Origin of the sequence: Neorhizobium galegae (genome assembly GCF_021391675.1) — a bacterium.
Classification (GTDB): Bacteria; Pseudomonadota; Alphaproteobacteria; order Rhizobiales; family Rhizobiaceae; genus Neorhizobium; species Neorhizobium galegae_B.
This window is the reverse complement of the sequence record NZ_CP090096.1, coordinates 878,067-901,396: the sequence shown is the minus strand read 5'-3', so window position 1 is coordinate 901,396 and position 23,330 is coordinate 878,067. Positions and strand designations below refer to the sequence as shown.

Genomic DNA, 23,330 nt, shown 5'->3' with positions numbered 1-23,330 from the left:
TTTCCCGTAAGCCTCAGCGAGGAGAACTTCCCGCCGTTAACGGCGGAAAGTGAAGGTCTAACGATCAGGCGCTGGTGAAGAGATCGCCGGTGTAAAACTGTGCCGGCGGCAACGGCTCCTTGATGGTGCCGAACTCCTGGAACATCCTGTTGAATTCCGTCAGCCACTTGTTCACGGTGCCGTCTTTCGTGAAGGCGTCCAGTTCCTTGCTCGTCAGCATCTTGCGGCTGCGCGCCACCTTCTCGGTCGCCTCCACCGGAGCGTTGAGGAATGCGGTGGTGATCTGGATGGATCGATCGAGGTTTGCAACGCGATAGTCCATTGCCTTCTTCATGACACGCAAGAATTTCCTCACAAGATCCGGGTTCTGCTGGACGATCTCGTTGCGGGCGACGAAGGTGTTGATGAACGAGGTCTGCGGGTAGAAATCCTGGTTCGAAGCCAGCTCCTTCATATCCGGCACGCGCGGCTTGATCGTATCGATCAGCGGATACCAGATGCCGGCGCCATCGATTTGCTTGGAAGTGAAGGCGGCAACCACCGTGGACGGATCCATGGGCACGACCTGGATGTCGCCGATGGTCATGCCGGCCTTGGTCAGTGCCATCCGGAGTATCATGTCGCCGGACGTGCCCTGCGGGACGCCGACCTTCCTGGCCTTCAGATCCGCGATCGAGGCGATCCCGCCCTGGACGATGACGCGGTCGGAGAAGCCGATATCGTTGACGCCGATCACCTTGGCCCGACCGCTGGCGGGCAGCCAGAGCGCGCCGGGCCCGATCGTGCCAAAATTCAGGCTGCCAGCGCCCATCGCCTGGATCTGGATCGGGCCGTTGGTGAAGACCTTGACGGACGGCGTGATGCCTTCCGCCTCCCAGAGTTTCTGGTCCTGAGCGATCGCCAGCACGCTGGCATTTGGAAAGTCGGCAATATATCCGATGGTCATTTCGGCAGATTGGGCGCTTGCCTTTCCTCCGATAGAAAAAGCGCTCGCGGCAGCGAAGGCCGCTGTCGTCCTCACCAGATTTCGTCTCGTCAGCATGTTCATCTCCTCCTTGTAACAGCCGGTCTGATTGCAGGTTTCAGGCCACGGCCGGGTGGTAGACCGACCGCCACACCTCATTGCGCAAAGCCGTGAACTCCGGCGAAAGGCGCATCTCCTCAGTGCGCGGATAGGGCAAATCGACCGGAATGATCCTGTGAAGCCGGCCGGGCCTAGCGGCCATGATGACGACGCGGCTCGCGAGATAGACCGCCTCGTCTACATCGTGGGTGATGAACATCACCGTACGCCGCTCCTTGCTCCAGGTGGCCAGCAACTGGCCCTGAAGCTGCACGCGGGTCAAAGCATCCAGGGCGCCGAATGGCTCGTCCATCAGCAAAATCTTCGGATTGACGGCATAGGCGCGGGCAATGGCGCATCGTTGCTTCATGCCGCCGGACAATGTCTTCGGAAGCGAATCAGCAAAATCGGAGAGCCCGACGAGGTCCACAAAGCGGTCCGCGATCCTGCGGCGGTCCGCCTTCGGGTATCTGGCGATCTTCAACCCGAACTCGACGTTCTCGCGGACCGTCAGCCAGGGGAAAAGCGCATATTGCTGGAAGATCACGCCGCGCTCGGGACCAGGCCCCTTGACCGGCACGCCGTCGACCAGGACCTGCCCTGAAGACGGACCTGTGAGGCCTGCGGCAATGTTCATGGCCGTAGACTTGCCGCAACCGGACGGACCGACCACCGTGATGAACTCTCCGTCTTCGATGTCCAGGTTGAGACCCTGCAGCGCGTTGAAGGATGTCTGCCCGGCGATGGTGAACGTCTTGGCGACGTTCTGGAACGAAATCTTGATGCTCATAGCTTTTCCTGCCATGCGGTCAGAACGCCATCGAATGCGATGACGATGCGGTCCATGATGAGACCGAGCACGCCGATCGCGATGAGACTGACGAAGATTGTCGGAAGATCGTAATAGAGCTGCGCCTGCTGCATTCGGAAACCGAGGCCAGACTGCGCAGCAATCAGCTCCGCCGCAACGACGGTCGCCCATGACGAACCGAGGCCGACGCGGACGCCGACCATGATATAGGGCAGCGATGCCGGGACGATGACCCGCCGGAAGATGGTCAAATCGTTGGCACCGAGCACACGGGCGGCATTGATCAGCGTCTTGTCCACGTTGACGACGCCTTGATATGTCGCGACAACGCTCGACAGGAAAGACGCCAGGAAAATGACGAAGATCTTGGGAGTTTCGTCAATACCCATGGTAACGATCGCCAGGGGAATGATGGCAAGCGGCGGGATGGTCCGAAAGAACTGGACATAGGGTTCGATGATGCCGCGGGCGATGCGGTACCAGCCCATCAGGAAACCGACCGGGATTGCCAGCGCAATGCCGAACGCAAAACCGGTAAAAACGCGTCCGAGGCTCGCCAGGGCGTCGGACCACAGGAGACCGCTCTTTGCCTGGATCACCGCTTGCGTCGCTACGGCAAGTGGTGTGGGCAGGCCGACGATGCCTTGGGCCGTTACGGTGGCCCAGACCAGAACACCGAACATGACTGCCGCGAAATTCACCGTCAGCATGCCCATCGGGTGCGACAGCAAAGAGCGCCGCGGACCTCGTTCGGGCTTTTCCTCAATCGTTGAAATTGACAAGGTCATGCCTCCCTCGCGAAAACTTGCCGGTTCTGCTGATATCGGTGGTTCACCGCATCCCGACCGTGACGTCGCGTGTCTTGAAATTCGATTCGATCAACCAGTCGCGCATCACATCCAAAAGCTCGCGCTTCTGCTCAACACAGCCTGGATCGTTCCAGAGGTTCTTCACTTCCTTCGGATCGTTTTCGAGGTCAAAGAGCTGCCCGTCGCTTGAGCCCTTGAAGTGAACGAGCTTCCACCGGTCGCTTCTGACGCCGGTCATGAACTCGACACTGCCTGCCATCGCTACATCGCCGATCTGCTCGCAGAACACATGGGATCGCGGTTTCCAGTTCTCCCCCTCCAGCGCCGGCTTCAGGCTTTGCGCTTCGAAGGATATCGGCGGCGTGATGCCGGCATATTCCAGGATCGTCGGGCCGAGATCGAAGAGCTGGCAGAGTCCATCTACGGTGCGACCGCCCTCGAACCGGTTCGCCGTCGACCAGATGACGGTCGGCACGCGGGTGACTATGTCGTACATCGACCATTTTTGAATCAGTCCGTGTTCGCCGAGGCATTCGCCATGATCGGAGGTGAAGATAACGATTGCATCCTCCAGATAGCCGCGCGCTTCGAGCGCTTCGAGCAATTCGCCGACCTTTTCATCGATCAGCGTGACATTGCCGAGATAATGCGCCCACAGCCGCTGCATCTGGTCTTCTCTCGGATCAAGGCTCCAGACGACGGAGTCATGATCAACCTCGACGTCGTGCTGGCGTTTTTCCTTCAGCTCCTGGTGAAGCGAATCCAGTTCCTCCCTGGTCGGTTTCGGCAGCGGCAGGTCGTTACGCTTGAGATAGGGCTCTACATAGCGCGCAGGCGGATCGAACGGCGGATGGGGGCCTGGAAAACCGACCTGAAGGAACAGCGGCTCGGTCGGCGGATAGGTGTTGACCCACCACTTCGCCATATTGCCGACGAAGGCGTCGGAATGCAGCGCCTCAGGCAGTTCCCATTCAAAGCAGCCCAACCGGTCACGGTAATCCTCGAGCTCGCGGTAAAGCTCGCGTTGCTGCTTGACGAGGCCGTTGGCCGCAAGCGCCTTGTCCCACTCGTCGAAATACCAGCGGCCTTCCATGTAGCGGTCCTTGTTTTCCACGACATAGCGCTCATGGAAACCGGAATCCGAATTGTATGGAATCGTGTGCATCTTGCCGACGTTGACGCAGTGATAGCCTACATCGCGGAGCTGCTCGACCCAAGTATGCTGCCATTTCTGACCGTTCGCCAGAACACCCGTCGTGTGCGGATAATAACCGGTGAACAGACTCGCACGAGACGGAACGCAGCTCGGTGCGGTGATGTGGCAATTGGTGAGCGCCACGCCCTTCTCGACGAGCGCGTCGATATTCGGCGTCACGGCATAAGGGTATCCGAGCGCGGCGATCGAGTCGTAGCGCTGCTGGTCCGTCATAATGAGAATGATGTTTGGCTTTTCAGCCATATGTCCCGCCTCCGCGCCGCCGATTGCCCTCCGTGCCGTCGCTTTCCATTCAAAGAAACCGCCAGCGTTCGGTCTTTCGCTTGCCTCTCCCTCAAAACGATGGCATAAAGTTATCGCTAACGCAACGATCACTCACAGGATTTTTTAAAGCCGAATGACAGTTGACCTTTCCGAGGGTGCGGGGCGCACCGTCCCGACCCTTGCTTCGATCGCCGAGCGTGTGGGCGTTTCGGTCAATACGGTCTCGCGCGCGCTGCGCGCTCCGAACACGGTCCGCATCGAACTACGCCGCCGGATCAATGCCGCCATGGAAGAGCTGAACTACGTGCCGAACCGGCTTGCCGGCGGACTTTCCGGGACGCGGTCGGATATTGTCGGGGTCGTCGTAACTTCGCTCTACTATTCGGAATTCGCCAACATCATCGATTCGCTGCAAATGGCTTTGCTGGAGCACGACCTGCAGGTCATGCTCGCCAACACCAGGTACAATGCCGACCAGGAGCTGCGGCTCGTCCGGTCCATCCTGAGTTGGCGCCCCGCGGCGGTTGCCATCATCGGCGTCGATCATCCTCCGAAAGTCGTCGAGCTTCTCAAGGCAGCCGGCATCCCAATCGTCGAGATGTGGGACACGGGCGGAGACGTGATCGATACCGCTGTCGGTTTCGACCACGCAAGCGTCGGGGCGGCCCAGGCCAACCATCTGATAGCTCAAGGATATCGGCGCTTCGCCTTCGTCGGCAGTGTCCGCGAAAACGATAAACGGGCCCAGAAGCGCCTGAGCGGGCTGGAAGCCGCAGCAGCCGAGGCCTCTCTTCCTGACGTCGTCAAGCACACGGCGCAGCGGGGCGGCAATCCGGAACTCGGAGAGCGGCTCGCAACCGAGCTTCTGCAAAGCCATCCGGAGATCGACGCGATCGCCTGCAACAGCGATGCGGTTGCATTCGGCGTGTTGCGCGCGCTTAGGAAACTCGGCAGGCGCGTACCCGAAGATATCGGTGTCATCGCATTCGGCGACAACGAGGCGGCGAGCTGTGTCACCCCCTCGCTGACGACAGTTCGCCCAGACCGCGAACGCATCGGCAAAATGACGGCCGAGGCGATCGTCTCGCGCATCAATGACGTCACGCCTTATACGACACTCGTGGAATGGGAGCTTATTGCCCGGGAAAGTACGTCTCGTACGCTCCCACCATCGCCGTTTTGATGCAACAACCCCAGCGGAGCAATCCGCTTTACAGATCGATCCCGCCGGTGCCACCCAAGAGCTTGAGAACACCGGCTCCTGCATCTGCAACGGTCCTCGTGCGGGACTAGGCGGACCGCCGTGACGGGGAAGCAATTTTACCGGGTATTCCCGCGGTTTGCGAGGAAGCCGGCGCTCGCGTCAGTTTCCAACCGCGGCCTTGGTGAAGAGGTACCGGATCGACTATTCCTTCTCGTGGAAGGGAGATGACTGTTTGCATTCCCCCTGCACTGCAGAGGAACGAGATGTCGCCGCCATGTTGCCGTATAATGGCACGGGCGATCGACAACCCCAGGCCGATACCGCCCGTATCCTTGTTCCGCGATGCTTCAAGACGGAAGAACGGAGCAAAAACCTTTTCCTTCATGGCCTCGGGTATTCCCGGACCGCGGTCCTCGACGACGATATCGACTGTCGTTGCCGTGTGCCGGATGAAGACCTTGGCCTCGCCGCCATATCGTACGGCATTCTCCACGACGTTTCGGACCGCACGGCGGAGCCCTTCCGGCCGACAGCGATAAGGCGTCTGTTCGGCCTCCATGTAATTTACCGGATGTCCAAGGTCCGACTGGTCGTCACAGATACTGCCGATAAGCGCATCGAGTTCGATGTTACGGGTTTCTTCTACCGTCGATTCCCCTCGCGCAAACGCAATGGCGGCTTCCGTCATCGCCTGAATTTCGTCAATGGTAGACAGCATCTTCTGTTGAGTTTCCTGATCCTTGACGAATTCTGCTCTCAAACGAAGCGAGGTCAGCGGGGTCCGCAAATCGTGGCCGATCGCCGCAAGCATTTTGGTCCGGTCTTCGACAAACCGGTGGAGGCGACTTTGCATCCTGTTGAAGGCTTCCGCCGTGCGCCGGATCTCTCCCGGCCCTCCCTCGGGAATAGGCGGAAGGTTTTCTCCCCGCCCGAGCGCCTCGGCCGATCGCGCGAGATTGCGCAAGGGGCGGGAAATGCGGCTTGCAATGAAGACCCCAATCAATGCCAGGATCAGCGCTGTCAATCCAACCGAGGTCAGCGACTTGGAATTCCACCATCGGCCGGTGTTCTCCTGGTACGAAGCAAAGTTCAGCCAGCGTCCGTCGCTGAGCTGGACCGCAAGACCGAATCCTCTGCGTCGGTCGAAATAGGCGAATTTCGCGGGCTGCGGCAGGTTCCACAAGATCGGCGGCGGGTTCGTCCATTCCTCGTCCGTATTTTCACGCGCGACTTCCTTCGGATCGGGCAATTGCGGCTTGGAGGGAGCGGTCCAGTCGACCTGCTTTGAAAGATCGACGAAGTTTTCGAGTTGACGGGAAAGCTGACCTACCGCCTGCAGACGCCAGGCGCTTGCTTTCTCCGGTTCCTGGTCTGTCAGCCAGATTTTCGAGTAGTTGGTTTCGCTGGCGTAAAAAGCCTGGGCGCGGATCTGCGGCGGTATCAACTCGACCAATCGGGTTATGGACGCGCCCCGGCTGAAGAATTCGCTTTTCGCCGCGGCTCTCAACGCCATCGTGCGCTCGTCCCACGAGATCAGAAATGCCAACGCTTGCGAGATGATCAGGGCGGCAAGCATGAGCCCGATGAACTGCGCCGCGAGGCTCTTTTTCCATAGCTTGATCATTCGAATGCCACCTCGACCGACAGGCTGTACCCGCCGCCCCAATGGGTTTTGATGATTGAAGGATTTTTTGGATTTTCCTCGATCTTCTTCCGCAGGCGGCTCACTTGGTTGTCGATGCTGCGATCGAAGATATCGGCACTTCTTCCGGTGGTGAGGTCCAGAAGTTGTTCGCGGCTCAAGATCATGCCCGGCCGTTCGATGAAGACCTTCAGCAAGCGAAACTCCGCCGTGCTCAAAGGTATGCCGACCCCGTTTTCTCCGGAAATTTCCTGACGCCCCATATCGACCCGCCATCCCGCGATGCGCAGCTTTTTGGACTGCCGTGCCGCCGCCGGGGTCGCGGGATTGGCAGCCCGGCGCAGGACGGCCCGAACACGCGCCAGCAGTTCGCGGAAATTAAATGGCTTCACGAGGTAGTCGTCCGCCCCCAGTTCGAGGCCAAGGATCCGGTCGGTATCTTCGGCCATCGCCGTCAGGAAGATAATGGGAACGTCCAGAGTGGCACGAACCTGCCGACAGACCGACAGCCCATCCTCACCCGGCATCATGATGTCGAGAATGATGAGATCTACGGTGTGGTGTTCGAGCACCCGCCGTAGCACCGAGCCGCTCTCGGCGACGCTGACCTTGTAGCCTTGCTGCTCGAGATATTGTCGAACGAGATCCCGGATATCGCTGTGATCGTCGACGACCACGACATGCGCCAAGTCATGCATTTTGCGTAACCTCTGTTCAGCATTCTATATAAGAACATCCCCCTACCCCGCACCAAGAAAAGTGTATCAAAGTTTCGCAAGCCTGCTGTCCGGCGGCGACGTTCCGTTGACCTTCCGATGCTTCCGATGACCTTACGGAACGTTCCGGAATGCTTTCGTCCGCCCCTTTGGAGGGCTTTATCGTTCTTTTAGGCAGTCATGCGCGGCTTTGCGGATCGGAGAACGTTGCAGAGGCGCAAGACCAGAGACCTTGTTTTGCGACATCTTGCGACAAATTTCCTGCCAGACGGCACAGTTGTGCGACAGGGGTAAAGTATCAGTCGGCAGACCAGCCGGAAGGGCGAGTGTTTGTTCTGACGCGCCCCGACGCATTGTTTCCCAAGCTAAACAGAGAGCAAACATGGCACACCCAAAATATACGGAACGCCCGGGCGCTGCACACCGAAACACCGCACATGAAGGCACGCAGCGGCTGGCTGTTGTTTCGATTCTCGGACTTCTCCTACAGCCGGGCAGCGCATTGGCGCAGAGCCCCGAAGCCGGTGAGCGTGTTTTCGTGCAATGTCGGGCGTGCCACCAGGTCGGCGAGACCGCCCGCAATGTTACCGGTCCCCACCTCAACGGGCTTTTCGGACGCACGAGCGGCAGCGTGGAGGGCTACGCCTATACGGAGGCAAACAAGAATGCCGGCATCACCTGGACCGATGCAAGCTTTCGTGAATTTGTAACCAACCCAAGGGCAAAGATCCCAGGCACCAAAATGATCTATGCGGGGATCAAGAATCCCGACCAGATCACCAACCTGATCGCCTATCTGAAGCAATTCGACGCATCTGGCAAAAGACAGTAGCCGTTGTCGGGTGGCGTGTCGTTGCCTCGAACGCGGGTCGAGCATGTTTCGTCTGGGACGACTATGGCCTGATGGCGGGCGTCTCGATAGGCATGCCTCTCGCCCGAGACATCAGAAACAACTCGAGCGCGATATATTCCTCTGCACCATAGGCGTAGGGCTCCGCGCGAACCCCGATCAGGCAGCCTCGCAGCCGCCGTTGCAAAGATCCGACACTCTGCCACTCCAGTCTATAGAGCGGATAACCGGTCGGATGCCCCTGGGGGATGAGCGAGCCGGCCAGGCGCTGCCCTGAATGATCCTCATGACAGTTGCCGCAGGAGAAGTTGAGCTGTCCCTGCCGCATGTTGTAGAGCGCTTCGCCTTGCCTGCGCGACGGCTCGAGCCGCGCATCGTCCGGCGGCGTGATGGGCATACCCCGCGACTGCTTGCCGACATAGGCCGATAGCGCGAGCAATTCAGGCCCCTCAAGCGGAAGCGGCGGCGCGTTCTGGCGGGTCTCGCGGCAGAGATTGATCTGTCCCTGCAGATCGACCGGCGCATTCCGTGCCGTGCTGAAGGACGGATAGCGCGCGGCGACGCCTCTCATGCTGACCTCGGCATTCTGGTGGCAGTCGGCGCAAGATGTTTTCCGGCTGCCGACTTTCTCCCTCCATAATTCCTCGCCCTCCAATACGGCAAACATGCCTGGGTTGGCAGTATCATCGCGCTGCATTACCCTGCGACTCGCGGCTCATGTCTTCAAACCCCGACCGCCGGGGGTCTCGTGTCTGGGCGGCGGCAATCACGGTTGAAACCGCCACCGCGCAGAGCAGCATCCAGGTGAAGGCGACCGAGGGCATCATTCGACGATGAAATCTGCGATTTCCGTCTGCGACGTGCCGCGGTCATCGATCCACGAGAAGGTCATGGTGCCGCCCTCTTCTGCCTTGATCGTGAACGCGATGAACGGGTTTGCTGCAATCGCCGGGAATAGATCGGCTCGAAAAATCTCGATGTCGTTCAGCTTGCAGACGAAATCCCGAATGATGTCGCGCGGGACCGACGTGCCATCCCCTTTCGGGCGATAGCCGGTTTCCATCGGATGCTGGATCAACGTCCTGATCTCGACGATCTCGCCCCGTTTCGCCTTTGGCAGATTGATCAAGACGCGAGCCATATCAATTCTCCGCACATGCCGGAAGGGTGACGATCAATTCAACCGAGCCGGACCAAAAACTGCCGTCGCTCATATGGGCGATCGCCGTGATGTTCTGGGAATCGCCGAGCCGGATGCGTGTCGATACGAACGCACGACCGGATCGAGGGCTCAGATGGAATACGCCGATGTTCGGCTGCGGGTTCTTCTCGTTGAAGATCGCAATCGCCTTGACGAAGTCACCTTCTGTCATCGCGCTTTCGACGGTGATCGCAAGCGGCACGGAATTGCCGTTCTCAACGAGTGGCGGAATGTCCATCCTCACACGACCGGCCCTGACCGCGGCACCTCCGATGAAATCGCGGATGGCATCCTGCATAGTCTCCGGCGTGGCACGCGCCGGCCGCGCCGCAATCAGTGCAAGCCAGCCGACAAGTGCGGCGCGGCGAGAAAGCTTTGGTTGGAACGATCTCTCCGTCATGGCATATCCTTCAACGTCAGCAGGAAGGCCACGACGTCCTCGACTTCGTCAGCCGACAACACGGGCTTACCCTGCCAAGCACCTCCGACCCGTGTCAGGCCATCGAGACGATAATAAGCGGGCATGATCGTCGGCGGGTTCACTTTGCTGCTGTCCACCAGACGCAATCGCAACTGCCCCTCGTCCCACCGACTGCCGGCGCCGCGAAGATCCGGCGCGAGATTGCCCTGAAACCGCTGTTCGGGGAACGGTCCGGTATGGCACAGAAGGCAAAGCCCCTTCTGGCGGTCGGTGACGACGGTGCGGCCCCGCGCCGCGTCGCCGGCGTGTCCGGTCAGCGATTGCGGAATGGCGTCGCCGACCACAGTGAAGGCGCGCAATTGTGCTATCGCCGGCGGGGCGACGAACAACGCAGCAATGAGGAACGGCCATCTAACCAAAGACTTCGTCCGTGATGGTGCGGAACCAGGCATCGGCGTGCGAGGCTTCCAGCGAGCGGAAGGAGGGCGAACTATCGGCCGGGCTGACACCGCCTGCCCCCTCCACGTCTGTCAGCACGCCGTTGACGGGTCGATAGACACCCGCAACCGTAATGCCGTAATCGGGTGCAACGAGGCTGTAGCAGGTGTTGATCAATTTCGGCGTCTGCGGTGCCTGGCCGCCGAGCAGACTTGCGATCGCCGCGGCGCAGACTTTCGCTTGCGCATTCGCCGCGAACGCCGATTTCGGCATGCCGCCGGCGATGCAGGCGTCGCCGATGATATGAATGCCGGCTTGCTGTCGCGACTCGAAGGTTACCGGATCGATCGGACACCAACCGCTGCGGTCGGTGGCGCCGGCAAGCGCGGCAATTTCGCCCGCGCGCTGCGGCGGAATGACATTGGCGACGTCGGCCTTGTGGCGGCCGAACTCGGTGACGAGCACCCTTTGCCCGACATCGACCTCGATGACCTTGCCGCCCGACGACATCGAGACCCATTCAAGGTTTGGATAAAGCGCCTTCCACGCCGCCTGAAACAGCCCCTGCTTCGAGAACGTGTCCTTGGCGTCGAGAACGATGAGCTTTGCGCGCGGCTTTTGGGTTCTGAGATAATATGCGATCAGGCTCGCCCGCTCATACGGTCCCGGCGGGCACCGATAGGGATTTGCCGGCACCGAGATTATCACGGTACCGCCATCCGGCATCGCCTCGATCTGGCTGCGCAGCAGCGAGGTCTGCTCGCCGGCCTTCCAGGCGTGCGGCATGATCTGCGCGACGTCTTCCGAGTAGCCCGGCAGTGCGTCGAAGCGCAGGTCGATGCCCGGCGCCAGCACGAGGCGGTCGTACCCGAGTATTGTGCCATCCGACAACGAGACGCGCTTCTGCTGCCCGTCAATCTTTGTCGCACGCTGCGCGACAACCGCCAACCCGTCCGTCTTGAGTGCGTCATAGGTGAATTGCTGCCGCGACAGCGGTCGCAAACCGGCAAGGACTCCATTGCTGAACGGGCATGCCGTGTAGATTGCCGATGGCTCCACGAGTGTCACGTCGAAACCGCCGCGCTTGAGTTCGCGCGCGCAGGTTGCCCCGGCAAAGCCGCCGCCGATTACCACGACGCGGCCAGCCGACTGCGCAATCGCGGGCCGCGCTAGTGCCGCGGCCGCGCTGAGAGCCGCGCCAGCCTGAAGCACTGCGCGACGATTGAAGGAAGCTCGGGTCATTCGTCTCCCCTTGCCAGCCATTCCGCGATGGCTCGCATCTCGCCATCGCTAAAGCCCCTTGCAATACGGCCCATCACGGTTGCTTCGCGTTCGCCATTGCGGAAGGCTTGCAGCGCATCAAGGATGTCTGGCGCAGAAAGACCCTGCAGCGCACCGATCGAATGACCGACGGCTGACGGTGCATGGCAACCCGAGCAGGATGACGCGCCCGGCGGCGCCGCAGGCGGACTAACCGCCGGTTGCCCCATCGCGGGAGACGACGCCATTACAAGACCGATCGAGATGCAAACTTCCCTCATGCGCCGCACCCACTTCATCGATGCCACTCACTTTGCGACGGTTGGTGTGCCTACGCCTTCTTCAGACTGGTTTTCGACAGCGGAACCTGCCGCACCCTTATGCCGGTTGCAGCAAAGATGGCGTTCAGTACCGCCGGCGCCGCGACGAAAATCGTCGGCTCGCCCACACCGCCCCAAAAGCCGCCTGACGGCATGATTATCGTTTCGACGTCGAACATCTCGTCCATGCGCAGCATCTGGTAGGTATCGAAATTTTCCTGCTCGACCCGGCCATTGGCGACGGTGATCTCGCCATAGAGTGCTGCGGTAAGGCCGTAGACGAAGGAGCCTTCGACCTGCGCTGCGATCTGCTGCGGATTGACGGCATGGCCGCAATCGGTCGCTGCGACGATGCGATGGATCTTCAAGATGCCGGCGTCGCTTACCGAGACTTCGGCGCAGGCCGCGACGTAGCTGCCAAAACCCATCTGCTGTGCAATGCCGCGATAGACACCGGCAGGCGCAGGCGTACCCCATCCTACCTTTTCTGTGACAGCGTCGAGCACCGCCAGATGTTTGGGATGGTTCGCCATCAACTTGCGGCGAAACTCCAGCGGATCCTGTTTTGCCGAATGCGCGAGTTCATCCAGGAAGCATTCCAGATAGATGGCATTCTGGTTATTATTGACGCCGCGCCAGAAGCCCGCGGGTACGTGCGGGTTCCGCATCGCATGCTCGATCAGCAGGTTCGGAACGGTATAACCCAACTGGCTTTCTGGCCCCTGGGGGTTGAGACCCTGGAATGTTGCCGCATCGCGGCCATTTTGCAGACGGTCAGGACTGAGGGTTGCAAGGATGGATTGGCCGGAAATTCTCATGTGCAACGCGCTCAGGTTGTCCTGCTCGTCAAATCCTGCGACCAAGCGGCACTGCGTGGAGGGATGATACCAGCCATGGGTCATGTCTTCTTCGCGCGACCATATCGTCTTGATCGGCGTGGCCGGCATCTCCTTCGCGATCAACACTGCGTAGCGCACGAAATCGTGGCTCGACGAACGTCGGCCAAATCCGCCGCCGAGATGCAGCCGATAGACCTCGTTCTTGTCGATCGGCAGGCCGGAAACCTCCGCGGCGGTTGCGAGAGCTGCCTCGGCGTTCTGGGTGGCCGTCCAGACCTCGCATTTCTCAGCCGTCCAGAGCGCTGTCGCGTTCATCGGCTCCATCGTGACATGGTGCTGGTGCGGTACGGCATAGACGGCCTCGACGGTACGCGTGGCGCTCGCGAGAGCCCCCGCTACATCGCCGTTCTTGCTGCCCAGAATGGCTTCGCGGGCCGTCAGGCCTTCTTCCTGTGCCGCAAGAATATCGGCCTGCTGCACTTTGCCGTTCGGACCGTCATCCCATTCGATCGGCAAGGCGTCGAGTGCCGTCTTGGCGCGCCACCAGGTGTCGGCGATCACGGCGACGCCGGTATCCCCCAGCCTTACGGCTTTCTTGAAGCCGGGCATCTTCTCGATCTGGGTGACATCGAAGCCCTTGATCTTGCCGCCGAATACCGGACAGACCTTCAGCGCGGCATTTAGCATGCCCGGCAGCTTCATATCGATGCTGTAGACCTGGCGGCCGTTCAATTTCTCCGCCGTGTCCAGACGCTTCAACGGCCGGCCGGCGATCGTCCAGGTTTTCGGATCTTTCAGCGTGATGCCGTCGGCCGCGGGCGGCGTCAATAAGGAAGCCGCCGCTGCAACCTTGCCATAACTGGTCGAGCGGCTCGTACCCACATGCGTGATGACGCCCTTGGCGACGGTGCATTCGCCGACCGGCACCTTCCATTCATTCGCCGCGGCCTGAACCAGCATCATGCGCGCCGCCGCGCCGCCCTTGCGCACATAGTCGTTGGACTGGCGTATGCCCTGGCTGCCGGCAGTGCCGAAATTCTGCCAGACCCGGCCGCGTCTGACATTCTCGCCAGGCGTCGGATACTCCCAGGTGACCTTGTCCCAGTCGCACTCAAGCTCCTCGGCAACGAGCTGCGCGAGACCCGTCAGCGTGCCCTGCCCCATTTCGACGCGTGCGACGCGGACCACCACGGTGTCGTCGGACTTGATAACCACCCAGGCATTGATCTCGGGTGTAACGGACTGTGCAGAAGCGTCACCGGCAAAAGGTACGTGAAAGCCGATTGTGAGGCCCGCGGCGGCGGCAGCGCCGCTGGCAAGGAAGCCGCGGCGGGAAACAGTGATCATGGTCATGGTGTCCTCCCTCAGCCGGCCATCGTGTTGGATGCAAGCTCGATCGCGGCCTTGATCCGATTGTAGGTGCCGCAGCGGCAGATGTTGGTCATCTCATCACGGATCTGCTGCTCGGTTGGCCTGGGATTGGCGCTCAGCAGGGCTGTCGCTGCCATGATCTGGCCGGACTGACAGTAGCCACATTGCGGCACGTCAAGCTCCAGCCATGCCTTTTGAACAGGATGCGTCAGGTCCGGAGAAAGGCCTTCAATGGTGACGATCTTCTGCTGATCGGTGACGCTGGAGACCGGAATGGCGCAGGAGCGCGTCGCAACTCCGTCGATATGCACCGTACAGGCACCGCATTGCGCAATGCCGCACCCGTATTTGGTACCGGTCAACCCGACCTGTTCGCGGATGACCCACAGCAGCGGTGTGTCAGGCTCGACGTCAACGTCACGGATGATATCGTTTATAGAAAGCCGAGCCATGAAACCTCTCCCATGTTGAGTTGTCACCGGCGCCAGCACGTTATTGCTTCGGCACCACCGATCACATGGAAGACCTACCGGAGGTTTGTCGCACAGATGTGCCGCGGGCGTCCGAATTTGTATAAAAGTGTATCGCTGCACGCGTCATTGAAACGGCTGATGCGACCACCAGGCACGGTTGCTGAGCGTGCGATCTTGTCGATCAAGCCGCACCGGCACTCTGGCGGCTCACCGGGCAATGGTCCCAAACAGGCCTGCACAACGTGCAGTCGAAAACCCTGCGCCTGCGAATAGGACTAAAGGCCGCCCTGCTGCGGGGCTAAAGTCTGAAGCGGCTTGGGCGGCCACAGTTTGGTCGGATTCCACCTGAACTTTTCGGAGTGCAAAAGTAATTTTTTGGGGTTCCAAACAAAAGCACGGCGGCAAAATTCGAGCGAGGCGGGAGTTATCACAAGTTCTGCGCAACTGGGGGGCTCCATGCTTCATTCACGCGACCGACAACTGGATGGCCTTAGAACCCTTGCCGTCTCGATGGTTCTATACGCGCATTTTTTCGCGGCCGACGGGTCGCACTGGGGCCATATCGGCGTACGCCTGTTCTTCGTTCTCAGCGGCTTCCTGATAACTCGGCTTTTGCTGGAGGCGCGCTCGACCACTCAGTTCGAACCAGGCACCGCGATAAGATCGTTCTATATTCGCCGGGCCCTGCGCATATTCCCCCCGTACTTTGCGGTGCTGAGCTTCGTCTGGTTGGTCAACCTTGAGCAGGCCCGCGGCAGCATCAAATGGCATGCCCTTTACCTCTCGAATTTCTGGTATGCCCTTCGCGAGGAATGGACGCCCTGGGTACTCTGCCACACCTGGAGCCTGAGTATCGAAGAGCAGTTCTATATCGCGTGGCCGCTCGTCATCCTGCTCGCCCCGCGTCGTTGGCTTGAGCCGATCTGCATTGCTCTCATCGGGTGCTCGCTCGCCTATCGGTTCTACTGGCCGTTCACGGGGACACCTTCGCTCGCGCGGGATCTTCTTCCCCCGGCGTCGATGGACGCGCTGGTGGCGGGCGCGCTCCTTGCGCTCCATCGCGCGCGGTCACGGACATTGCCGCACTGGATGCGGCTGACTTCGGCACCCTTGCTTGTAGCAACAGCCATTTTGATGTGGCTGAAACCCCTGCCCCTGTCACCGACACTTGCCTGGATGAATTGGATCGGGTTGGAGGTTCTTCCTCTTGTACCGCTCACGGCCCTGGTCGGATACTGTTCGTCGGGTCTGCGGGGAGCTCCCGGCCGTCTATTGGCATTGCCCCCGATCACAGCTGTCGGACGTGTCAGCTACGGGGTTTACCTGTTCCATCCGATCGTCCTCTCCTTCGTGGTAAGCGCACAGCCGTGGATTCCGTTCAACGTCTCGGAACAGGGGCTCGGACGCCTCATCGTAGCGACCACGGGAACGTTGGCATTGGCCGCGATCTCATGGCTGGCGTTCGAAAAACCACTCAACCAGCTCAAGCGCTATTTCCCATACGTCCGGCCAAGAAGGCCTGACGCGACGCATGACGCGCCGTCTGCCACAGCCATTTCGGAGGCTGCGCAAATGCAGGAACTTCAATTTGCCACGCCATTGCGAGTCGAACGATGTCCTCCCCGCTGATCTCCGTCGTATTGCCCGTCTACAACGGCGAACCTTATCTCGCTGCCGCGGTCGAGAGCATCCTGCGCCAGGACTACAAGCGCTTTGAGATCGTCGCCATCGACGATGGCTCGAACGATCTCTCGCTGGATATTCTGCACCGATATCAGAAGCTTGACGATCGCGTCCGCATCGTCTCACGCGAGAACCGCGGGCTGATCGCAACCTTGAACGAAGGCATTGCCCTGGCCAGAGGTGACCTGATCGCCCGAATGGACGCGGACGATATCTCCTATCCAACCCGCTTTTCCCGTCAAATCGCGCTCTTTGAGCATCAGCCTCAGCTTGCGATCTGCGGAACGGAGGTCGATCGGCTTCTCGGCAGCCGCGTGGTGCGCAGCACGCCAAATCCCATTTATCAGTCGGGGGATTGGCACATACTGTCGCTGTTCTTCACGATCTTCCTGCATTCGACGGTGATGTACAATCGCAAGATCATTCCCGAGGATATGCTGGTCTATGACGCAAGCTATGTCCACGCGGAAGACTTCGATCTCTTCAGGCGCATTACCCGCGAGTTTCCGGCGGCGATGATCGAGGAGAGCCTGATCGCCTATCGTATCCACAGCGACAGCGTTACCAACAAGCACAGGCGGCAAATGCGCCGAACCCACCTGAAGATCGTCGCCGAGAACCTCGAACGGCAGGCTCTTAACCACGATCCCGACGCTCTTCTCGCTATCGGCGCGGCCGTTACGCCGGATACGGTGCGCCGAGCCGCCGATTGCATGCTCGCGATCGAAGGAAAGGTCGCCGAGCAAGTGGGTACGAGCGCCCGCAGCTACGCAGAAGGAGCCCTGTGCTTCTTCTATTTCCTCTACCAATTCATTGCTGACGAGCAACGTCCGGAGTTGACCCACGCATTTCTTATGCGAACGGGAAAATGGGATGTCATCCGGCGGCGGGAACGCTACGGCCTTCGAGCCGCCGTCGCTGCGCCCTGGTTGAGCCGCATGTCGGAAGAGGCGATCCGGAGGCTCGATGGATTGGCACGGTACTATCAATCGGTGCCGGCCAAGACGGTGTTACCGCTTCGAGGGCTCGCCTGATGTCCCGGGAGCACAAGCAGGCCCTACACGCCGGTCCCCCCTTGTCCCCCGACGGGCGTCACTCCATCGATGCAAGCTTTATCGTCTGCACCCGCAACAGGGCAGCCGCGCTCGAGGCATGCATCAGCTCGATCGAAGCCGCCTGCGAAGCCGGTTCCCTAAGCTGCGAATTGGTGGTGGTCGACAATGGATCCACCGACGATACAGCCGCGCGTTTATCCCGTATCGCGGCGAAATCCGCTGTTGCCGTCAGGTGGATGGTGGAACTGCGGCCTGGCCTCGCTGCCGCGCGCAATACGGGAATGGAGCGGGCGCGAGGCAGGCTTCTGATCTTTATCGATGATGACTGCATCATCGAGAGCTCCTACCTCCAGGATCTCAACCGGCATTATTCGGCAGGTGAGCGGTGTATTGTCCGGGGTGGCCGCGTCGATCTCGGCAGCCCGCACGATCTTCCTTTCACAATCAAACGGTCGCGATTCCGGGCCCGTTTCACGCCGGATGTTCATCCGGGCGGGTTCGTGCTCGGCTGCAACATGACCATGCATCGTGAAGCGGCAGCCCGCATCGGGCGCTTTGACGAACGGTTCGGGGCCGGGGGCCCGTTGCGGTCCGCAGAAGATACGGATTACCTCGTTCGTGCCTATCAGCTCGGCATTCCCATCGAATATGTTCCCGACATGACGGTCCAGCATTTTCACGGCCGAACCACACGCGATGCAATCGAACAGCTTCACCGGGATTACAGCTTTGGAAACGGCGGCCTTTGCGTCAAGCATGCGTTCAAGGCCCCCTGGCTGCTTCGTCACTTCTGCTGGACGACCCGATCGGCCTGGCGGGAACTGTTCGGCGGCTACCGTTTTGATCCGGAGATTTCCCTGTCCCACCTGACGATCGTCGCCATGAACCTGGTCGGAGCAGCCAAGTTTGCCTTGCTCGCCATTCGATGGCCAAAACAGGCGGATGCCCACACGACCAGCCATCTGCCCCGCCGCCCGCAACGGGAATCGCCGCCATGCTAGATTTCCTCACATCGAGTTCTCACCTCCTGCGCGAGGCTCTGGGGAAAAACACCGGCCTGTTGGTGATCGTAGTCATCCTGGGACTGAGCAGCGCCGTGCTCGAGGGCACCGGCATCGGTCTTGTCATCCCGATGCTCAGCATCATTGCCGGTGAAAACGACGCTTCGGGAATGGCCGGCCTTTCCGCCGTCTTTCAGCGGGTGGGAACCGGATTGGACGATCAGACGCGGCTGATCGTCATCGCGGCCGCCATTCTCGGATTGATCACCGTGAAGAACGTGCTGGCTTTTGCCAACGCGGTGCTTGCCAATTTCATATATGGCAAGGCCGGTCATTCGATCCGGCACCGTCTCGCCGACCAGCTCTTGACGATCGGCTACCCGTTCTTCCTGCAGCAAAGCCCGGGGCGGCTGCTGAACATCATCTCCAACGAGTCCTGGCGTGCCTCGGATGCTGTCCAGACCATCCTTGCAGCGATCGTGAATGCATCGGCGGCTGTTATCCTGCTCGCATTTTTGCTGCTACTTTCGTGGCAAATGTCGCTGTGCGTCACACTTGGGCTTGTCCTCATCCAAGCCATCCATGCCTTGCTGTCGGCAGGCCTGAAGGGCCCGAGCCGCAACGTCACATCGTTCAACAGTGAACTTGCGGCGAGGATGCTTCACCTCGTTCACGCCGGGCGCCTGATCCGCGCATTCGGACAGGAACTGCGTGAAAGAACGATCTTCGACACGGCTTCGAATGCCGTGCGAAAGGCGGGCTTCGTCCTTAACAGCCGCCAGGCAGCTCTCCCGCCACTAACCGAAGTGCTGCATTCCGCCCTCTTTCTGGGCGTGGTTGTCAGCGCATGGCGGGTCGGGGTCGGCTTCCCGGTCATCGTGGCTTTCGTCGTCCTGCTTTATAGGCTGCAACCGCATGTCCGCGCGCTGCAGATGGCCTGGAGCCAGATCCAGGGGTGGAGTGGAGCGCTGGAAGAGGTCGGATGGCTACTGGATTCCTCCGACAAACCAGCGGCGCCCCAGGGTAGTCGTCCGATCCAGGGGCTCCGCCAGCAGATCAAGTTCGACCAGGTGACCTTCAGGTATCCGGGTTCCAGCACACGGCCCGTGGTTCTGCGTTCGGTAAGCTTCGACATTCGCCAGGGCCGCTCGACCGCAATTATCGGACGGTCGGGCGCCGGCAAGAGCACGATCGTCAATCTCCTATGCCGGTTTGTGGAGCCGGATCAGGGGAATATCCTTGTCGACGGCATTCCACTCGACCAAATCGATCCCGCTGAGTGGCGCCGACAGATTGCGCTTGCCAGCCAGGATCTTGAACTGGTGGACGGCACCATTTTCGAGAACATCGTCTACGGCCACGATACCTCACTCCCTGAGGCGGAAAGCGCGGCCAGACTTGCCGAAGCGCATGAATTTATCGAGAAGCTCCCTGACGGATATGAAACTGTCGTCGGTTACCGGGGAGCGAGCCTGTCGGCAGGTCAACGACAGCGGATCGCACTGGCAAGAGCTCTGGTCCGCGATCCGGAAATCCTGATCCTGGACGAGGCCACGAATGCCATGGACGGTTTGTCCGAGGCATCGATCGTGGAGACTTTGAAATTAAGAGCCGGGCGCCGCACCACAATCGTTGTCAGCCATCATCACAGCACCATCTCCTTCTGCGACGAGGTTGTCATTCTCGGTGCCGGCCGCGTCCGCAATCAGACGCCCTTTGCCGAGGTTGCATCGTTGAGCATGGAACAGCTTTACGAACATGAGATATCGTATGGCAGCCAATCGTGAGAATGACATTAAACCCGCCGGAACCGCCGCGTTCTCAAGATCGGGTGCCAAGCGACCATGGAGCCCTTGGCCTCAGCGAACCGTGACAGCCAACGGCATAATCTCGTCTTCGGCCATCCGCCAGGTGTTGCGGCCGGCCGACTTTGCCCGATACAGCGCACGATCCGCGGCCTGGACAAGCGTTTCTCGATCGCCGGCGGCAACGCTTGCAGCGGCTATGCCTATGCTGACCCCGATGCTGATCGACAATCCCTTGATCCGGAAAGGTGGGTTCAAGGCCGATATGCACCGATCGGCAAGGCCGCTATCCGCCTGGTCTTCGGTTTTCACGAGGATTGCGAATTCGTCGCCGCCGAGGCGGGCCACCAGATGTCCGCTTGCGGCCGAACGCAATCGCTCACCGGCAAGCTTCAGGACCTCGTCGCCGGCGGCATGGCCGAATGTGTCATTGACCGGCTTGAATCCGTCGAGATCCAGGCAGTAGACGATGACCGCGCCCTCGGTCGCTTCAGTCTTGAATGCCTCATCGAGCGCTTTGTAGAACTGCATACGGTTCGGCAGGCCCGTCAGAATATCATGATGCGCCAACCTGTTGGCCTCCGCCTCCGCCAGCACCCGGTCGCTGACATCCGCGATCGTCAGCAGGAGCCGTCGATCGCCACCGTCGTAGAGCAACCGGACATAAATGAGGACGTGGTGTTCCCGGCCCTCCGCTGTTCGCTGGCGCCAGACGGTGCGGGCTTCGCAGTCGCCATCGAGATTGCGGAGCCTCGCGGCGAACTCTTCACCCTGGCCTTCGGCGTGCATGTCGAAAACGGCTTTGGCAAGAAGGACCGATCTCTCGTAGCCATAGAACTGAAGCGCCGCGTGATTGGCTTCAAGGATCGCAAGGCTGTCCCCGTCACAAAGCAGCATCGGCATCGGGTTGGCGTCGAACAGTTGCCGAAGCCATTCCTCCCGTTGCTTGAGGCTACTAATGTCTATGCGCATCCCGATGGCGCCGCCATCCGGCGTGCGGCGATCGTCATAGCGCAACCATCGCCCGTCTTTCATTTGCCGCTCCTCCTGAGAAACGGGCTGTCGAAACTTCACCATGCGCTCGCTGAGCCAGACGTCCTGGTCCGGCACCACCTCCTGGATGCTGCCGCCCGCAAGGCTGATTTTCAAAATCTCCTCGAACGGAATTCCGGGCGTCAGGTATTCGGCGATATCGGCATAGAGATCGGCGTATTTCTGGTTCCAAAGGACGTAACGGTCCTTGGCGTCGAAGACACAGACCGCCTGCGGCAACATCTCGATGACATATCGCAGACGAAGATTGGCTTCCCGAGCGGCGAGCCCCGCGGACTTCTCCTGGCCGTCGGCATCGATCCAGACCACGGTGAGCGGCTCGTCCGAGCCGGGACATGGCGAAACTCTGATATTGCAGGTCCGGGTTTCCCCTGCCCTGCCGCTCAACAGAACCGACGAACCCTCGGGATTGTCAAGCGGCCACCCGGGCAGAAGATCGGTTATGTCTGTGCCCTGCAAAGTGTCGGCTGCTCGAAACAGTACTCTTGCCTCGGCATTCGCAAAGGTGACGAAGCCCGCTGCGTTCACAATGAGCGCGGCGAGCGGACAGGATTCCAGCAGGGTCATCACTTCCGCACCAAGCATAGCCCCTCAAGCACCGCCAATCTGCCTGGGAAAAATCTACGGATGGAGGATACGCGACAAGAATAAAATAAATCGCTAAAGTTCAAACGCCGCATATGAATGACGCGGCCTCGCTCCAAGGCATTCCGACACCTGGGCGAGGATCGCCGTTCGTTTTTGAGGCAAGCCCCCTCAGTCCACTCGTGGATTTCTCATCACAGGCGACCTCCAAGCTCATCGTCGATATGGACCCGAATGATCTCGTCGAAATTTTTCTCCGCGGTAAAGCCGAGGGCGGTGGCGCGTTTTGCCTCGAAACCAGGTGCCCAGCCCGCAACCATTCTCATGATCATCTCGTCCGGTATGCGACGAATGAGGTTTACCGCCCTTTCGCCCGCCACGCGGCGAAGCGCATCGATCTGATCGCCGACGGTCGCGCTGACGCCCGGCATGGAAAGATTGCGATGCGGGCCGACCCGCTCGAAATCCATATTCGCCGCATGGACGAGGTATCCGACAGCCGAACGAGGCGATGTATGCCAGTGACGAACGTCATCCGACACGGGCAGGATCGCCTCCTGCCCGATCAGCGGCTCCCGCAGAATGTTCGAGAAGAAGCCGGATGCAGCCTTGTTGGGTTTGCCTGGCCTGATGCACACCGTCGGCAGCCGGATGCCGATGCCGTCGAAGAAACCCCGGCGGGTGTAGTCCGAAAGAAGCAGCTCCGAAATGGCCTTCTGGGTGCCATAGCTGGTGAGCGGCGTCAGATGAAAATCATCGGGAATGGGGAACGGTAGCGGGGCACCCGCGACGGCGATGGACGACGTGAAGATGACCCGTGGCCTGTAACCGTCCTCGCCGTTCGCGAGGCGGATCGCATCGAAAAGGTAGCGGGTGCCATCCAGATTGACCCGGTAGCCCTTTTCGAAATCGAGCTCCGCCTCCGCCGAGACGATCGCGGCAAGGTGGAAGATCACGTCGGGGCGGGACCCGATGAGCCTCTCGGCCTCGCCCGGCATCGAGAGGTCGGCGTCGCTCGTCGCCACGGATCCGGAAAACCCCTCCGGATGATCCGGCTTCACAACGTCGACGAGGGTCAGCCTGTTGATCGGCTTGCCGAGTACGCCGCCCTCCGCGATGAGCCGCGCCGTCAATTTGCGGCCCACCATCCCGGCCGCGCCTATGATCAGGATATGCATGCTTCCTCCCATTTCGACCGAAGCACATGACTGCCCGGATACGCCAGATTTATATTGTACGGTTGTCTGATA

The 23,330-nt window shown here is 60.3% G+C and carries 22 protein-coding genes; 6 read left to right on the top strand and 16 right to left on the bottom strand.

Annotated elements, in window-relative coordinates; genetic code table 11:
• Nucleotides 1-64: 64 nt before the first annotated feature.
• The 4 genes from LZK81_RS26965 to LZK81_RS26950 all read right to left on the bottom strand — a co-directional run bounded on the left by LZK81_RS26965 (nt 65) and on the right by LZK81_RS26950 (nt 4,142).
• Nucleotides 65-1,042, bottom strand: coding sequence for an aliphatic sulfonate ABC transporter substrate-binding protein (locus LZK81_RS26965; protein ID WP_233957024.1), 978 nt, complete (start codon nt 1,040-1,042; stop codon nt 65-67).
• 40 nt (nt 1,043-1,082) lie between these two features.
• Entirely contained in the window at nt 1,083-1,853 is a 771-nt protein-coding gene (locus tag LZK81_RS26960) for an ABC transporter ATP-binding protein (protein WP_233957022.1), read from the bottom strand.
• Complete coding sequence (locus LZK81_RS26955; protein WP_233957838.1) at nt 1,850-2,590, bottom strand: ABC transporter permease; 741 nt, start codon at nt 2,588-2,590, stop codon at nt 1,850-1,852. The genes LZK81_RS26960 and LZK81_RS26955 overlap by 4 nt, the downstream gene beginning before the upstream one ends.
• 115 nt (nt 2,591-2,705) lie before the next feature.
• Nucleotides 2,706-4,142 (bottom strand): sulfatase, encoded by a 1,437-nt coding sequence (locus LZK81_RS26950; protein WP_233957021.1) that lies wholly within the window; start codon nt 4,140-4,142, stop codon nt 2,706-2,708.
• Nucleotides 4,143-4,296: 154 nt separating this feature from the next.
• On the opposite strand from LZK81_RS26950, the gene LZK81_RS26945 reads away from it, so the two are divergent.
• On the top strand, nt 4,297-5,346 hold the full coding sequence (locus tag LZK81_RS26945; protein ID WP_233957020.1) for a LacI family DNA-binding transcriptional regulator: 1,050 nt from the start codon (nt 4,297-4,299) through the stop codon (nt 5,344-5,346).
• A gap of 106 nt (nt 5,347-5,452) precedes the next feature.
• On the opposite strand, the gene LZK81_RS26940 is transcribed toward LZK81_RS26945, so the two are convergent.
• Together LZK81_RS26940 and LZK81_RS26935 are read right to left on the bottom strand one after the other, a co-directional pair.
• Nucleotides 5,453-6,991 carry an ATP-binding protein gene (locus LZK81_RS26940; protein WP_233957018.1) on the bottom strand — a complete coding sequence of 513 codons (1,539 nt, stop codon included), beginning with the start codon at nt 6,989-6,991 and terminating at the stop codon, nt 5,453-5,455.
• On the bottom strand, nt 6,988-7,707 hold the full coding sequence (locus tag LZK81_RS26935; protein ID WP_046604720.1) for a response regulator: 720 nt from the start codon (nt 7,705-7,707) through the stop codon (nt 6,988-6,990). The genes LZK81_RS26940 and LZK81_RS26935 overlap by 4 nt, the downstream gene beginning before the upstream one ends.
• A 400-nt stretch (nt 7,708-8,107) precedes the next feature.
• Here LZK81_RS26935 and LZK81_RS26930 point away from each other — a divergent pair, with 400 nt between their 5' ends.
• Nucleotides 8,108-8,557 (top strand): c-type cytochrome, encoded by a 450-nt coding sequence (locus LZK81_RS26930; protein ID WP_233957016.1) that lies wholly within the window; start codon nt 8,108-8,110, stop codon nt 8,555-8,557.
• Nucleotides 8,558-8,618: 61 nt separating this feature from the next.
• Here LZK81_RS26930 and soxA read toward each other — a convergent pair whose 3' ends face one another.
• From soxA to LZK81_RS26890, 8 genes are all read right to left on the bottom strand, one after another.
• Nucleotides 8,619-9,242, bottom strand: a complete 624-nt coding sequence (soxA, locus tag LZK81_RS26925; protein ID WP_233957837.1) for a sulfur oxidation c-type cytochrome SoxA — start codon at nt 9,240-9,242, stop codon at nt 8,619-8,621.
• A gap of 156 nt (nt 9,243-9,398) precedes the next feature.
• The gene (gene soxZ / locus LZK81_RS26920) at nt 9,399-9,716 is read right to left on the bottom strand and encodes a thiosulfate oxidation carrier complex protein SoxZ (protein ID WP_046604722.1); all 318 of its coding nucleotides are present in this window, start codon (nt 9,714-9,716) and stop codon (nt 9,399-9,401) included.
• A 1-nt stretch (nt 9,717) separates the two neighbouring features.
• Entirely contained in the window at nt 9,718-10,176 is a 459-nt protein-coding gene (locus LZK81_RS26915; protein WP_233957014.1) for a SoxY-related AACIE arm protein, read from the bottom strand.
• Nucleotides 10,173-10,649 (bottom strand): sulfur oxidation c-type cytochrome SoxX, encoded by a 477-nt coding sequence (gene soxX, locus LZK81_RS26910; RefSeq protein WP_046604724.1) that lies wholly within the window; start codon nt 10,647-10,649, stop codon nt 10,173-10,175. The genes LZK81_RS26915 and soxX overlap by 4 nt, the downstream gene beginning before the upstream one ends.
• Nucleotides 10,609-11,877: an NAD(P)/FAD-dependent oxidoreductase gene (locus LZK81_RS26905; RefSeq protein ID WP_233957011.1), complete on the bottom strand. Its 1,269-nt coding sequence runs from the start codon at nt 11,875-11,877 to the stop codon at nt 10,609-10,611. Before LZK81_RS26905 ends, soxX begins: the two co-directional genes overlap by 41 nt.
• The gene (locus tag LZK81_RS26900; protein WP_233957835.1) at nt 11,874-12,194 is read right to left on the bottom strand and encodes a c-type cytochrome; all 321 of its coding nucleotides are present in this window, start codon (nt 12,192-12,194) and stop codon (nt 11,874-11,876) included. Before LZK81_RS26900 ends, LZK81_RS26905 begins: the two co-directional genes overlap by 4 nt.
• Nucleotides 12,195-12,226: 32 nt before the next feature.
• On the bottom strand, nt 12,227-14,407 hold the full coding sequence (locus LZK81_RS26895; RefSeq protein ID WP_233957009.1) for a xanthine dehydrogenase family protein molybdopterin-binding subunit: 2,181 nt from the start codon (nt 14,405-14,407) through the stop codon (nt 12,227-12,229).
• 11 nt (nt 14,408-14,418) lie between these two features.
• Entirely contained in the window at nt 14,419-14,877 is a 459-nt protein-coding gene (locus LZK81_RS26890; protein WP_233957007.1) for a (2Fe-2S)-binding protein, read from the bottom strand.
• A 477-nt stretch (nt 14,878-15,354) separates the two neighbouring features.
• Between LZK81_RS26890 and LZK81_RS26885 the strand changes: the two genes are divergently transcribed.
• From LZK81_RS26885 to LZK81_RS26870, 4 genes are read left to right on the top strand one after another with little or no spacing between them, the layout of a single operon-like run.
• The gene (locus LZK81_RS26885) at nt 15,355-16,527 is read left to right on the top strand and encodes an acyltransferase family protein (protein ID WP_233957005.1); all 1,173 of its coding nucleotides are present in this window, start codon (nt 15,355-15,357) and stop codon (nt 16,525-16,527) included.
• Nucleotides 16,512-17,615 (top strand): glycosyltransferase family 2 protein, encoded by a 1,104-nt coding sequence (locus LZK81_RS26880; protein ID WP_233957003.1) that lies wholly within the window; start codon nt 16,512-16,514, stop codon nt 17,613-17,615. Before LZK81_RS26885 ends, LZK81_RS26880 begins: the two co-directional genes overlap by 16 nt.
• Nucleotides 17,615-18,637, top strand: a complete 1,023-nt coding sequence (locus tag LZK81_RS26875; RefSeq protein ID WP_233957001.1) for a glycosyltransferase family 2 protein — start codon at nt 17,615-17,617, stop codon at nt 18,635-18,637. Before LZK81_RS26880 ends, LZK81_RS26875 begins: the two co-directional genes overlap by 1 nt.
• On the top strand, nt 18,631-20,424 hold the full coding sequence (locus LZK81_RS26870; RefSeq protein ID WP_233957834.1) for an ABC transporter ATP-binding protein: 1,794 nt from the start codon (nt 18,631-18,633) through the stop codon (nt 20,422-20,424). Before LZK81_RS26875 ends, LZK81_RS26870 begins: the two co-directional genes overlap by 7 nt.
• Nucleotides 20,425-20,496: 72 nt before the next feature.
• On the opposite strand, the gene LZK81_RS26865 is transcribed toward LZK81_RS26870, so the two are convergent.
• Nucleotides 20,497-22,062 (bottom strand): diguanylate cyclase domain-containing protein, encoded by a 1,566-nt coding sequence (locus LZK81_RS26865; RefSeq protein WP_233956999.1) that lies wholly within the window; start codon nt 22,060-22,062, stop codon nt 20,497-20,499.
• A 212-nt stretch (nt 22,063-22,274) separates the two neighbouring features.
• Complete coding sequence (gene denD / locus LZK81_RS26860) at nt 22,275-23,258, bottom strand: D-erythronate dehydrogenase (RefSeq protein ID WP_233956997.1); 984 nt, start codon at nt 23,256-23,258, stop codon at nt 22,275-22,277.
• Nucleotides 23,259-23,330: the final 72 nt, after the last annotated feature.